Origin of the sequence: Staphylococcus haemolyticus (genome assembly GCF_006094395.1) — a bacterium.
GTDB lineage: Bacteria > Bacillota > Bacilli > Staphylococcales > Staphylococcaceae > Staphylococcus > Staphylococcus haemolyticus.
Map to the genome: position 1 here is coordinate 1,068,536 of NZ_CP035291.1, position 13,420 is coordinate 1,081,955.

Below are 13,420 nucleotides of genomic sequence, written 5' to 3' on the forward strand. Positions count from 1 at the left end.
AAGGGAGTAGTATGGAACATGGAGTTTCTAGATAAAGATAATAGACGTGTCACAATGTGTTACAAAACGAACAACGACCATCCAGATGGTAATCATGTTTTAGCTATTCCGTTATATCAGAGTCAGTTACTATTTACCCATCATAAATTACGTGGCATCGAGTTCCCGGGTGGTAAGGTTGAAAAAGGAGAAGAAAGCATACAAGCTATCAAGAGAGAGCTTTTTGAAGAAACAGGAGGCATACCTGAAACGATAGATTATATTGCTCAATATCAGGTTCATACATTCGATAACTCAATTTTCAAAAAAGATGTATATATCGTGAAGGTTAAATCATTTAAAGAGAAAAGTGATTATTTAGAAACGAGAGGGCCATTATTATTTGATAATATTAATTCTATTCCATTAGATAAACAAAGTTATTTAATACAAGATAATGCAATTCTTAAATGTGTTGAGAGGATGATAGAACTTGGATATTATCGTGACTAAGAAAATGCCTATAGCATCAAGAACACACCAATTCGATGAAATTACTTATAAAGTTGATGGCTTAAAAGTAAAAGCATTACAGATGTGTCCTTTAACGAAGACAGTAAAAAGAATCGTAGTATATTTGCGAGGAGGTAAGGGACAAGTCGGACGTGTACGTGCAGCAAGACTAATGCAGTTTGCAAATGATAATACCTTAGTTGTAGGTCCTTATTATAGAGGAAGTAATGGAAGTGAAGGTAGAGATGAGTTTGCTAACGCTGATTTAAAAGATGTTACCTATCTCATAAAGATACTTAAACAACGATTTCCTAATGCATATATACACATGATTGGTTTTTCAAGAGGTGGAATACAAGGACTACTTACATATCAAGATTACCCAGTCGATAGTTACATCATCTGGGGTGGTGTATCAAGTATGCACTTGATGTATGAAGAACGTACTGATTTAAGAGGGATGTTGCGTCGAATGGTAGGACATCCTTCCAAAAATAAAGAATCTTATGACCAAAGAGATGCGATAAAACTTATTGATTCTAATAGTCCACCAATTTTAATCGTTCATGGTGGCAAGGATAAACAAGTAGGTATTCATCATGCCAATTACTTGGAAGAACAATTGAAATTAAAAGGTGTTGTTCATGATACATTTTATCAACTTGATGAAGGGCATGTACCTAGACCACAAGCAATGAAATTAGCGCTCGATTATGTGCATCAATGGATGACGAAATGTGAAGAAATATAATAAGACAACGTATAAGGTTTCAGTATAGTATGCCTTATACATTGTCTTTTTAATAAATATTAATTATTTGTTAAAGCCACCAGTGTTAGCAATTTCTTCAACTTCTGGACCGAATTTCTTGAAGTTTTCTTCAAAACGTTTAATTAAGTCATCCGCTTGAGCGCGATATTTATCAGAATCACTCCAAGCATTAATTGGATTCAGTATTGTTTTTGGAACATCTTCCATTTCAGTAGGAATACTTAAACCAAATTTCTCATCTTTTGTGAACTCTGCATTTTTCAATTTACCTTTAATTGCTTGATCTACCATATAACGAGTGTAATGTAGACTAATACGTCTACCTACGCCGTATTTACCACCAGTCCAGCCAGTGTTAACTAAATATACATCAACCTCATGTTTATCTATTAGCTCACCTAATAAATCTGCATATTTAATAGGATTAAGTGGTAAGAAAGGTGCACCAAAACAAGTTGAGAATGATGGTTCTGGTTCAGTAACGCCACGCTCAGTTCCAGCTAATTTAGAAGTGAAACCACTTAAGAAATGGTACATCGCTTGAGATTTAGTTAATTTAGCAATAGGTGGAAGTACACCAAATGCGTCAGCAGTTAAGAAAATTATTGTATTAGGATGTGCTGCTTTAGATGGTAATACAATATTATCAATGTGATGAATTGGATAAGCAGCACGTGTATTTTCAGTATATGAATTATCATCGAAATCAACAACACCACGCTCGTTAACCACAGTATTCTCTAATATAGTACCGTATTGAATCGCGTTATAAATTTGAGGTTCTTTTTCTTTAGAAAGGTTGATTGCTTTTGCGTAACAACCACCTTCAATATTGAAAATACCGTTTTTATTCCAACCGTGTTCATCATCACCAATCAATTTTCTATCAGGTGCTGCTGATAAAGTTGTTTTACCTGTACCTGATAATCCGAAGAATAAGGCTACGTCTCCTTTATCTCCAACATTCGCAGAACAATGCATACTCATAATATCTTGCATTGGAAGCAAATAGTTCATTACTGAGAAGATACCTTTTTTCATCTCACCAGCATACTCTGTACCACCAATTAAAATGGTTTTATGTTTGAATGAAATGATAACAAAAGTTTCAGATTTAGTTCCATCAACTTCAGGATCAGCTTTAAAGTGAGGTGCTGAAACAATTGTGAAGTTAGGTTTTATATTACTAGCTTCTTCTTTAGAATCTGGGCGGATAAACATGTTTTGAGCAAAAAGGTTGTGCCATGCAAGTTCATTGATAACTGTAAGTTTCAATTGTGTGTCTTTGTCACTACCTGCATAACCATTAAAAACGTAAAGTTCGTCTTTTTTATCAAGATAGTCTAAAACTTTAGAGTAGAGATTTAAGAAAGTTTCTTCATCGATAGGTTGGTTGATATCTCCCCAATGAATATTATCTTTATAAGAAGGTTCTGTAACAATGAATTTATCTTTAGGTGAACGTCCAGTGTATTTACCTGTGCTCGCATTGATAGCACCAAGTTCAGTTAATTCTCCTTCATTATTATCCATAATTTTGTAATAAAGTTGAGTTGTTGAAAGCTGAAAAAGAGAGCTTTCTTTTTCCAATAATTTTTTAATTTTAGGTGTTTCGCCGTATGTATCTACTGACATACCCAATCCCTCCAGCGTGTGTTATAGAAATTCAATATTGTAAGCCTTTACATGAAAATAGTATAACATAATGCCGTAATTATTCCACCTGGAAAAAACAAAAACCATTTAAAAACAAAATTGACATTAATAAATGAATTAGGTAGTATAGTTCTTAACGGATTCTCTTATCCTGAGTGGTGGAGGGACATGGACCCAATGAAACCCAGCAACCTCTTTTTTAAAAGAAAGGTGCCAAACCGTTTGCAGACATATATTCGTCTGAACGATAAGAGCGAATGGACGTTTAAGAGCCTTCTCTCTGTCTTGAATAGTGAAGAAGGCTCTTTTATTTTTGAGCTCACATTTAAAAGAGAATTTTCGTAAATATAGTTATAAAAGGAGCAAATCATGACTTACAATAAACGTTTATTTACTTCAGAATCAGTGACAGAAGGACATCCAGATAAGATTGCTGACCAAGTATCTGATGCCATTTTAGATGAAATCTTAAAAGATGACCCCAATGCACGTGTTGCTTGTGAAACTACTGTAACAACTGGAATGGCTCTAATTTCAGGTGAAATATCTACATCAACCTATGTAGATATCCCTAAAGTTGTAAGAGAAACAATTAAAGGTATTGGCTATACTCGTGCTAAATATGGCTATGATTACCAAACTATGGCAGTTTTAACTGCAATCGATGAGCAGTCACCTGATATTGCACAAGGTGTTGACAAAGCACTTGAATACAGAAATGATATTTCAGAAGAAGAGATTGAAGCTACTGGTGCCGGTGACCAAGGTTTAATGTTCGGATATGCTACAAATGAAACAGAAACATATATGCCTTTACCTATCTTTTTATCTCATCAATTAGCTAAACGTTTATCTGATGTACGTAAAGATGGAATTTTAAACTATTTAAGACCGGATGGTAAAGTTCAAGTAACAGTTGAATACGACGAATCAGATAAACCTAAGCGTATTGACACGATTGTAGTATCATCTCAACATGCGGATGATATTGAATTAGAACAAATTCAAAGTGACATTAAAGAACATGTCATATACCCAACAGTTCCTGAAGGATTAATTGATAATGAAACGAAATTCTTTATCAATCCTACTGGAAGATTTGTTATCGGTGGACCTCAAGGTGATGCTGGATTAACAGGACGTAAAATCATTGTTGATACTTATGGTGGTTATGCACGTCATGGAGGAGGTTGCTTTAGTGGTAAAGACCCAACTAAAGTAGACCGATCAGCAGCTTATGCGGCAAGATATGTAGCTAAAAATATTGTTGCTGCAGGACTAGCAGACCAATGTGAAGTACAACTTGCTTATGCTATTGGCGTGGCTGAACCAGTTTCAATTTCAATTGATACATTTAAAACGGGCAAAGTTTCTGAAGCTCAACTTGTTGAAGCTGTTAGAGCTAACTTTGATTTACGTCCAGCAGGTATCATTAAAATGTTAGATTTAAAGCATCCTATATACAAACAAACTGCTGCTTATGGTCACTTTGGTAGAACAGATGTATTGTTACCATGGGAGAAATTAGATAAAGTCAATGTATTAAAAGATGCTGTTCAAGCTTAATAAACGCTTTAAATAATATAAAGAAATTGTCGAAATTATAGATAGTTTCCATTATAATTAGATTTACTGATAGATTAAAGGAGCGTTGATTTAATGAATTCATTTGGACCAATCGAAATTGGTTTAATCGTAGCAATTGTAGTTGCAATTATCTGTTTAATATTATTCTTAGTTACACTTAAAAGTAAAAACAATATTAAACAGAAAACAAAAGAAGAATACGACTTAAAAGAAAAGCAAATGAAAGCGTCACATGACGAAGCCCTAGAGAAAGAACGCATACAAAATAAAAAGCAAGTTACTAAACAAAAAGAAGATTTTGATGCAACTGTAAGCGGTAAAGATCGTGAAATTGATGCATTGAAACTATTCTCAAAAAACAAAAGTGAATATGTTACGGATATGCGCTTAATTGGAATTAGAGATCGTTTAGTGAAAGAAAAACGTATTAGACCTGAAGATATGCATATTATGGCAAACATCTTTTTACCAAGTAATGAATTCAATGATATTGAACGCATTAGTCACCTTGTACTTACGCGTACAGGCCTATATATTATAGATTCTCAACTATTAAAAGGGCATGTTTATCAAGGTATAAGTGGTAAGCAATTTAACGAATTGCCTATGATGGAACAAGTATTTAGTACTTTGGATTTAGATGTTAAGTCACCTCAAACACTAGTACTCGATCAAAATGAAGATAAATCTTCATTGTCATTCGTTAATTACTCAGAACAACTTACTTCAATTGAAAAGCTAGCGTCAGACTTGCAAACACAATTAGGGGCTAAATATACGCCAACTGCGATTTTATACTTTAATCCTAAACACGATGGAGACGTAACGATTTCAAATTATGCACAAAGTTCAAGTGTTAAAGTTCTAGTTGGACCTGATCAATTAGATGAGTTCTTTAATAAATTTGTATTCCATGGACGTATTCAATATAACGTAGATGAATTACAAAATGTTATGGATAAAATTGAATCATTTAATTAGTATTAGAGCCTGGGACATAAATAATATGATGATGCTATTTTGCAAATTCGCAGTAGCTGACTGAACTGAAAATGCGCTTAACTCAAGCTTTTTTCAGTTCTAGTCATCCTTGCGGGGGTGGGACGACGAATTTAAAAAGAATTCTGTCCCACTCCCTTTTTAATTTTGAGGAGAAGCTTATTAAAATAATAAACTAAACTAATATTAAAGTTTTCAATAATGACAATTATGGGAATAGAGTAGTAATTATTAAAATATAAAGAAAAGAGGTTTCTTTTATGGAAACAATTGAATTTTATAATGGTCACACAATGCCTAAAGTTGGAATTGGTACTTTTAGAGTAGAAAATAACGATGAATGTAAGGAGGCAGTTAAGCATGCAATTGTCTCAGGTTATCGTAGTATTGATACAGCTAAAGTATATGGTAATGAAGAACAAGTTGGTTTAGGAATTAAAGAAGGTCTAGAAGCTACTGGGTTAGAACGTAAAGATTTATTCATTACATCAAAACTATATTTTGAAGATTTTGGGCGCGAAAATGTTGCAAATGCTTATGAAACAAGTATCAATAAATTAGGACTAGATTATTTAGATTTATATCTTGTTCATTGGCCTGGTACTAATGAAGCAATAATGATTGATACATGGAAAGGTATGGAAGATTTATATAAAGATGATAAGGTTAAAAATATTGGTGTAAGTAACTTCAATGCAGAACACTTTGAAGCATTATTAGCTCAAGTTTCTATTAAGCCAGTCATCAACCAAGTAGAATTTCACCCATATTTTACTCAAAATAAACTACGTAAATATTTAGAAGTACAAAATATCCATATGGAGTCATGGTCACCATTTATGAATGCCCAAATCTTAGGTGATGAAACACTTAATCAAATTGGCAAAGAAGTTAATAAATCGGCAGCACAAGTCGTCATTCGTTGGAACATGCAACATGGTGTCATCGTTATTCCTAAATCAGTTACACCTCAAAGAATAGAGGAAAATATTAATGTTTTTGATTTCGAACTAACAGATGAACAAATGGAACAAATTGATTCTCTAAACAAAGATCAACGCATTGGTCCTGATCCAGCAACATTTGAGGGACATTAATAAAAATATAAAAATACACTTCATAGTTGCAAGATTTAATCTTAAAACTATGAAGTGTATTTATTTATATCGAATAACCAATAAAGCAAGAGATAAACCCTATTACAAATTGTAAAATAGAATAACTAAAAAATTGAACAGGTTTAAAACTTGGTGAAATAAATTGGACGATTTCATAAGACAGAGTTGAAAAGGTTGTTAATCCTCCAAGAGCGCCAGTTATAAAAAACAGTGAAAATAATTGATAATCTTGAGCTATCCCATACACGAAGCCAATTAAGAAACTACCAACGAGATTGACTATTAAAGTTGCAATCGGTATAGGTGACGTTATTTTACTTTTAAAGACATCTGTTAACCAAGCTCTGATAACAGCACCAATACCACCACCTACCATAATAAATAGTATATGTATCATGTAGGTTGCCCCCCTAATTTAACACCAAACCAGCAGAAAAGAATGCCTCCTATATAACTGGTTAAGCCATAGATAAAGAGCAAAGCGATACTATTATTTTGCGACATTGTAACTAACTCAAATTGGAAGGTTGAAAAGGTAGTTAAAGCACCTAGTAATCCCGTTGTGACACCTTTTTTAATTAATGGGTTATTTTTAAAAAAATGAATGGATAAAGAAGATAAATATCCCATTAAAAATGCACCCACAATATTCGCAATTAATGTACCGAGTGGTAATCCAGAATCGACATTAAGAGTTGATAAGACATATCTTAGTAATGCTCCAAATAAGCCCCCAATAAACACAAATAAATATTGCATTTTGTCACACCTATTCATTATTTTTATTACGATAAACACTAATCGATAATTATTTTTTAACTTAGAAAGTTAGTTCTGGTATTTAAAAAAGTTTACGACAATATACCAAATGTCTTAATTGAGGCATAGATATGGAATAAGATAACAAACAAGATAATTATTGGCAAAATTTTACTCGCAATTCTTATCCATCCTTGTTTATCACCTAAATGTTTAATCGCTTTATCTGAAAATATAATAGAAGCAATTAATATAATCACATTAATGATACTGCACGCAATAAGTAAATATTTAACAGAAGTAATTTGCTGACTTAATAGTGGGTTGAATGTATTAAAATAAAAACTTATGATGAGTAAAATTATTGAGATATAGAAGTATTTTTTTGGCTTAGACATAATGTTCCTCCTACCTAATATCATATAATCATATTACCATATTTTAATTAACATTTAATAGTGACTAGTGAATTTGACAATTAATTTTGTTAAAAAGCAAAACATTCGCCAAGTGTTTCTAAGAATGATATAAATAATTTATAAATATTTTATTGATGCGGAATAGTCTGATCATCATATGAAAAGAAGCATATACATATAAGAAATCTATTGTGATGTAATTTAACTATCATCGTAATCGAACTTAAAGGAGGAAGAATGAAATGGCAAAATTAAATGTCGAAGTATTTGCAGATGGCGCAGATATTGAACAAATGAAAGCAGCATATAAAAATAAAGAGGTAGACGGATTCACTACTAATCCTAGCTTAATGGCTAAAGCGGGTGTAACAGACTATAAATCATTCGCTGAAGAAGCGGTTAAAGAAATTCCAGATGCATCTATTTCATTTGAAGTATTCGCTGATGATTTAGAAACTATGGAAAAAGAAGCTGAAATATTAAAACAATATGGTGATAATGTTTTTGTCAAAATTCCAGTTGTGAATACTAAAGGCGAATCAACAATTCCGTTAATAAAAAAATTATCAGCGGACAATGTGCGTTTAAATGTTACTGCAGTTTACACTATTGAGCAAGTAAAAGAAATTACTGAAGCGGTAACTGAAGGAGTACCTACATATATTTCAGTATTTGCAGGTAGAATAGCTGATACTGGTGTTGACCCATTACCTTTGATGAAAGAATCAGTAGATGTGGCGCATAGTAAAGAAGGCGTTAAATTATTATGGGCAAGTTGTCGTGAACTATTTAATGTTATTCAAGCAGATGAAATTGGTGCCGACATTATTACATGTCCAGCAGATGTAGTTAAGAAAGTAAATACTAATTTAGGTCGAGATATTAATGAATTATCAGTTGATACTGTAAAAGGTTTCGCTAAGGATATTCAAAGCTCAGGTTTATCTATTCTTTAAGATTTAAAAATTAAAATAACTCCGTTCTATAAGATATTGCTTAGAACTTCTACACACAATTAACACTTTCATGTCTATGTGTAGATTCTCTAAATCAATCTCTTTCATATAGAAACGGAGTATTTTTATATAGTAAAGCTTTTGATTTTTAACTTGTAAGTAAATGAGAACTTCGCTAAAATTTAAAAGAAATAATATTAGAAGGAGATAACCACATAGTATGAAACATACAGAATTTGAAGAGAAAGTTAAAAAGCAATTGTGGTTTTTAAATAAAAAGGAAAAAAAGCTATTACAAAATAATTTAACGCATTACCATAATGAGGTAGAGGGTAATGAAGGGGATATTCAGTCAAAGAAATATCGCAAACCAATTCAGTACGCAAATCAATTTTTAAAAAATAACATATTTAAACAAAAAGAAGTAGCAAGTTCCACATTGTTATTTTTACTAATAGGAATGGTACTCATTTATGCTTTCTTGCTAGGGTTATTTTTAACAGGATTTATTACAAGTCTTACTGCAGTGAATTATTTTATAAATCCACAAGTTTCAATGCCAGTTATAAATGTGATCTTAATTTTAATAGGTGCAGTACTTCTTGCAATCGTAAGTTTATTACTCATTAAATCAGTTACTGCATTTTTCACAAAAAAATTGTTAGAATACAAATTTAATAAATCTGCATAGTTTTTTGTACTAAATGATACAATAATGTACTTTCTTGCCATTTTTTATAAATTAACGAATAGGGTTCATCAACATGTAATTGAATATTATTTTCAAAAGTAATGATAACGCCATTTGTAGTAGATGTTAATCCAATAATTGTTAATGCGTTGATGTAAGTTTGTAAAGGTGCACGTTGATGTTTAATAGGGAAGAGGACAACCTGGTCAGATATATATAAAGGTACTAATTTATTAATTGCTAATAATCGTTTTGCCAACTTTAGCCTTTGCAAATACGATTGATTATGCTGTTCGAAATAATAAATTAGTACCTTTTTAATTGGAAAAGGTAGCACCATGTCATAAGTCGAAAAGCAGCATTTAGTTTTATGTTCACTATGTTGCAATGTTTGAATATAAAGCAAATGGTAAGAATTGTGTGGAATCATATTATTCACCTTTAAAATAATAATCGGTGAGCTTTTTTATAGAAGAGGATTTATACTTTTTAATACTCGATAAAGAGACATGCATTAAGTCGGCAATTTCGAATTGTTTATAGCCTTGGATAAAATAGTTATACCATGCCAGTTCTTGTGTATTTAAAATTTTGGAAATGTCATTATAGTTGAAGAAAGTTGTCTCTGTATTAATAGAAGTAATTTGAGGAGTTTGCAAATCATCGACTTCAACTAATTCTGGTTTTAAATTTTCTTTTCTAAATAAGTCAATTAAGTAAAAATTGAGCCGCTGATAGAGATAAGAGGATAAACAAATATTTGAATTCTTATTGTAATTCTTAGATAATTGCCACAGTTTAATTAGCAATAACTGATAAAATTCATCATAATTATACTTGACGTAATAACGCTTTAACAAATAATGAATAAATCTATGATATTTATGATAAATCTCGTCAAAATTCATTTTGATTGGAATTCGCTCCTAGTTTAAGTACTTAAACAAAATTTCCGGATATCTAAAATTTAAACTAACTTATATAAATTATCATTTGCGTAATTTGAAAAAAGGGTGTTAAATAGTAAACATAGAATAATGAAAGTATGCAAAATAATGATTTAAGACATAAGTAACTCAGTAATGCGACAATTAATTATGAACATACCTAACATTCATAAATATATTTAAGTTCTAGTCAATTTGTAACGTGGGAGGTATAAATTTGGATTACGCACATTTAAATCTAGAGCATTTTTTTGCAAGAAATGATGATTTAGACATAATTAGGGATCGTTCTGAATTTGTAATGATTAATAATTTCACAAATGAAATGATGTATCGAGATGGTGAAATAGAAGGAACAGTTGATTTAAATCAATATTATTACAAGAATAGATCTCAAGCAGCTAGTTTTATCATGATGGATTATCGCAAAGATAACTAACAATTACTAGTTATGCTTTATAGAATCAAGTAATGAAATTCTATAGGTTTCATTACTTTTTATTTTGCAAAGTTTCATTTTGATTACTTTTATTTTATGAATATGTAACATTGCAAGTATAAAATTGTTTATAAGAATTAATAATGTTAAACTTTATTATCATAAAGATTTTAAAGAAAAAACAACATTGACCTAAGAGGTGTGAATATGACGAAGCACAAAAAAGGCTCAATTATTAGCCTAGTGGGGTTATTGATTGTTTTAGTCGCAGCAGGTTTTATTTTCTTTACTATGATTTCAGATCAAATATTCTTTAAAAAAGTAAATGAAGAAGAAAAAGTAGAGCATTTAAACGTTACACTAAATAAAGCTGCCGATAAACAAATTGATAACTACACAAGTCAACAAGTCTCTAACAAGAATAATACTGCTTGGAGAGATGCTTCAGATAATGAAATAAAAGCTGCAATGGACAGTAGTAAGTTCATTGATGATGACAAACAAAAGTATCAATTTTTAGATTTATCTAAATATCAAGGTATTGATGAAAACCGTATTAAGCGTATGTTATTCGATCGACCTATGTTATTAAAGCATACTGATGCATTTATTAGTGCTGCTAAAGAGAAACATGTGAATGAAGTTTATTTAATTTCTCACGCTTTATTAGAAACTGGTTCAGTTAAAAGTGAATTAGCCAATGGTGTAGAAATTGATGGTAAAAAATATTATAACTTCTATGGTGTAGGTGCTCTTGATAGTGATCCTATTAAAACTGGTTCAGAATACGCAAAAAAACACGGTTGGGATACTCCAGAGAAAGCTATCAAAGGTGGGGCTGATTTTATTCACCAACACTTCCTATCACATGATGATCAAAATACGCTATACAGTATGAGATGGAATCCTAAAAATCCAGGTGAACATCAATATGCTACTGATATTAAATGGGCAGAAAGTAATGCTCAAATCATCGCAGATTTCTATAAAGAGATGAAAACAGAAGGTAAATATTTTAAATTATACGTATACAAAGATGATAATAAACATCAAAAATAAATAATTGTAAGTAAACTAAAGCCAACGATCACACTGATTCAAGCAAGTGATAACGTTGGCTTTTTCTTTAATATAATGGCTCTATAATAAATTGGACTGATGACTAAAAATCATCAGTCCAATTTTTATGTTTGAATACAAAAATGGCGCAATTACCTCTATAATTATTAGCTACCAAACAAAATAAAAAAGAAAGGTAATGCGCCTATGTGTAAGTCTATATTAAATACATTAAGAATTAAAGATAAAAATCTAAATTTTTCAGATGAAGTGATTGAGAAAAAACATAAAGGACGAATGAGCTTGTTTTACTATGCCGAGCTCACTTATCAACCTACACATTGTGAAAATTGTTCAACTAAAAATGAAAATTTCTCAATAGTAAAAAATGGTAAGAAAACCTCAACGATTACTTTACTTAAAATTATGGAAATGCCCGCTTATTTAGAACTTCAAAAACAAAGATTTTATTGTAAATCATGTGACAGTCATTTTACTGCTAAATCTAATATTGTCGACGCTCATTGCTTTATTTCTAATAAAACAAAACTTGCAGTTTTAGATAAAGCACAAGAATACCGCTCTCAAAAATCTATCGCTAAGTCATGCTTAGTATCATCAATGACTGTGTCTAGAGTGATTAATCAAGCGGCAAGCGACGTAGGTCAGTCTTCTTTTGATGCTTTACCTGAACACTTAATGATGGACGAATTTAAAAGTGTTAAAAATGTTATCGGAAAAATGAGTTTTATTTATGCAGATGCTGTATCGCACCGCATCGTAGATGTGGTAGCGGATCGTAAGTTAAAATCGCTAAAAGATCATTTTTATCGCTATTCTTTGAAACTCAGACAAAAAGTCAAAACAGTCACGATTGATATGTATGAACCATATATGTCACTAATCAAACAATTATTTCCTAACGCGAAGATTATTATTGATCGTTTTCATATTGTTCAATCTTTAAATCGAGCGTTAAATATGTCTAGAGTTCATGTAATGAATTGTTATAGAACCTCTAATAGACCGCTTTATAATAAATATAAAAGTTATTGGAAACTATTTCTTAAACCTTTTGAAACGCTAGAAGCATTTAATTATCATAAAGTCCATTTATTTAAAGAGTGGAAAACCGAAAAAGGCATTATAAATTACTTATTAGGTGTAGATGTAGAACTATTTAATACATATCACTACGTTCATGAGCTAAGAAGATTATTAAAAGAAAATCAAATAGAGAAATTTAATCATAAACTCTTTTCTATTCATCTTTCAGATGTGTGTCCTAAATTACGCCCAGTCATTAGAACTTTAAGACGATTAGCTACTTTCATTGAAAATACTATGACATATTCTAACCTGACCAACGGCCCGTTAGAAGGAATTAATAATAAAATCAAACTCATTAAAAGGGTATCTTTTGGTTATAGAAATTATGATAATTTACGTAATCGAATTATTATAACTTCGCGACTATTTGTCTCAACAACAAAAAAAGAGATTAAACAACTTAAAGTTGCTTAATC

16 protein-coding genes and 1 riboswitch are annotated in these 13,420 nt (G+C 31.2%); of the genes, 10 read left to right on the forward strand and 6 right to left on the reverse strand.

What is annotated here, in order from left to right; all coding sequences use genetic code 11:
* Window positions 1-18 precede the first annotated feature (18 nt).
* Together ytkD and EQ029_RS05265 are read left to right on the forward strand one after the other, a co-directional pair.
* Window positions 19-492 (forward strand): RNA deprotection pyrophosphohydrolase, encoded by a 474-nt coding sequence (gene ytkD / locus EQ029_RS05260; protein ID WP_016931380.1) that lies wholly within the window; start codon window positions 19-21, stop codon window positions 490-492.
* On the forward strand, window positions 473-1,243 hold the full coding sequence (locus EQ029_RS05265; RefSeq protein WP_016931381.1) for an alpha/beta hydrolase family protein: 771 nt from the start codon (window positions 473-475) through the stop codon (window positions 1,241-1,243). Before ytkD ends, EQ029_RS05265 begins: the two co-directional genes overlap by 20 nt.
* Before the next feature lie 63 nt (window positions 1,244-1,306).
* Here EQ029_RS05265 and pckA read toward each other — a convergent pair whose 3' ends face one another.
* Window positions 1,307-2,899: a phosphoenolpyruvate carboxykinase (ATP) gene (pckA, locus tag EQ029_RS05270; RefSeq protein WP_037558865.1), complete on the reverse strand. Its 1,593-nt coding sequence runs from the start codon at window positions 2,897-2,899 to the stop codon at window positions 1,307-1,309.
* 164 nt (window positions 2,900-3,063) lie between these two features.
* Window positions 3,064-3,174: riboswitch (SAM riboswitch) on the forward strand.
* Between the two features lie 115 nt (window positions 3,175-3,289).
* Here pckA and metK point away from each other — a divergent pair.
* The 3 genes from metK (at window position 3,290) to EQ029_RS05285 (ending at window position 6,603) form a co-directional block, all read left to right on the forward strand.
* Window positions 3,290-4,486 (forward strand): methionine adenosyltransferase, encoded by a 1,197-nt coding sequence (gene metK, locus EQ029_RS05275; protein WP_011275440.1) that lies wholly within the window; start codon window positions 3,290-3,292, stop codon window positions 4,484-4,486.
* Between the two features lie 93 nt (window positions 4,487-4,579).
* Window positions 4,580-5,488: a hypothetical protein gene (locus tag EQ029_RS05280; RefSeq protein ID WP_016931383.1), complete on the forward strand. Its 909-nt coding sequence runs from the start codon at window positions 4,580-4,582 to the stop codon at window positions 5,486-5,488.
* 278 nt (window positions 5,489-5,766) lie between these two features.
* On the forward strand, window positions 5,767-6,603 hold the full coding sequence (locus tag EQ029_RS05285; RefSeq protein ID WP_011275442.1) for an aldo/keto reductase: 837 nt from the start codon (window positions 5,767-5,769) through the stop codon (window positions 6,601-6,603).
* Window positions 6,604-6,667: 64 nt separating this feature from the next.
* Here EQ029_RS05285 and EQ029_RS05290 read toward each other — a convergent pair whose 3' ends face one another.
* The 3 genes from EQ029_RS05290 to EQ029_RS05300 form a co-directional block, all read right to left on the reverse strand.
* Window positions 6,668-7,021 carry a fluoride efflux transporter FluC gene (locus tag EQ029_RS05290; protein ID WP_057504776.1) on the reverse strand — a complete coding sequence of 118 codons (354 nt, stop codon included), beginning with the start codon at window positions 7,019-7,021 and terminating at the stop codon, window positions 6,668-6,670.
* On the reverse strand, window positions 7,018-7,383 hold the full coding sequence (gene crcB, locus EQ029_RS05295) for a fluoride efflux transporter CrcB (RefSeq protein ID WP_011275444.1): 366 nt from the start codon (window positions 7,381-7,383) through the stop codon (window positions 7,018-7,020). The genes EQ029_RS05290 and crcB overlap by 4 nt, the downstream gene beginning before the upstream one ends.
* A 92-nt stretch (window positions 7,384-7,475) precedes the next feature.
* Window positions 7,476-7,781, reverse strand: a complete 306-nt coding sequence (locus tag EQ029_RS05300) for a hypothetical protein (protein WP_011275445.1) — start codon at window positions 7,779-7,781, stop codon at window positions 7,476-7,478.
* 263 nt (window positions 7,782-8,044) lie between these two features.
* Between EQ029_RS05300 and EQ029_RS05305 the strand changes: the two genes are divergently transcribed.
* Both EQ029_RS05305 and EQ029_RS05310 read left to right on the forward strand, forming a co-directional pair.
* Window positions 8,045-8,758 (forward strand): transaldolase, encoded by a 714-nt coding sequence (locus tag EQ029_RS05305; protein ID WP_011275446.1) that lies wholly within the window; start codon window positions 8,045-8,047, stop codon window positions 8,756-8,758.
* A gap of 220 nt (window positions 8,759-8,978) precedes the next feature.
* Window positions 8,979-9,449 carry a membrane protein gene (locus EQ029_RS05310; RefSeq protein ID WP_011275447.1) on the forward strand — a complete coding sequence of 157 codons (471 nt, stop codon included), beginning with the start codon at window positions 8,979-8,981 and terminating at the stop codon, window positions 9,447-9,449.
* Here the strand turns inward: EQ029_RS05310 and EQ029_RS05315 are convergent.
* Together EQ029_RS05315 and EQ029_RS05320 are read right to left on the reverse strand one after the other, a co-directional pair.
* Window positions 9,433-9,879, reverse strand: coding sequence for a competence protein ComK (locus EQ029_RS05315; protein ID WP_011275448.1), 447 nt, complete (start codon window positions 9,877-9,879; stop codon window positions 9,433-9,435). The genes EQ029_RS05310 and EQ029_RS05315 overlap by 17 nt on opposite strands.
* Window position 9,880: 1 nt before the next feature.
* Window positions 9,881-10,357, reverse strand: a complete 477-nt coding sequence (locus EQ029_RS05320) for a sigma-70 family RNA polymerase sigma factor (RefSeq protein WP_011275449.1) — start codon at window positions 10,355-10,357, stop codon at window positions 9,881-9,883.
* 256 nt (window positions 10,358-10,613) lie between these two features.
* Between EQ029_RS05320 and EQ029_RS05325 the strand changes: the two genes are divergently transcribed.
* The 3 genes from EQ029_RS05325 (at window position 10,614) to EQ029_RS05335 (ending at window position 13,418) form a co-directional block, all read left to right on the forward strand.
* The gene (locus EQ029_RS05325) at window positions 10,614-10,835 is read left to right on the forward strand and encodes a hypothetical protein (RefSeq protein WP_011275450.1); all 222 of its coding nucleotides are present in this window, start codon (window positions 10,614-10,616) and stop codon (window positions 10,833-10,835) included.
* Window positions 10,836-11,042: 207 nt separating this feature from the next.
* Entirely contained in the window at window positions 11,043-11,894 is an 852-nt protein-coding gene (sagB, locus tag EQ029_RS05330; protein WP_011275451.1) for a peptidoglycan release complex glucosaminidase SagB, read from the forward strand.
* Between the two features lie 207 nt (window positions 11,895-12,101).
* The gene (locus EQ029_RS05335) at window positions 12,102-13,418 is read left to right on the forward strand and encodes an ISL3-like element ISSha1 family transposase (protein ID WP_058646542.1); all 1,317 of its coding nucleotides are present in this window, start codon (window positions 12,102-12,104) and stop codon (window positions 13,416-13,418) included.
* Window positions 13,419-13,420 lie beyond the last annotated feature (2 nt).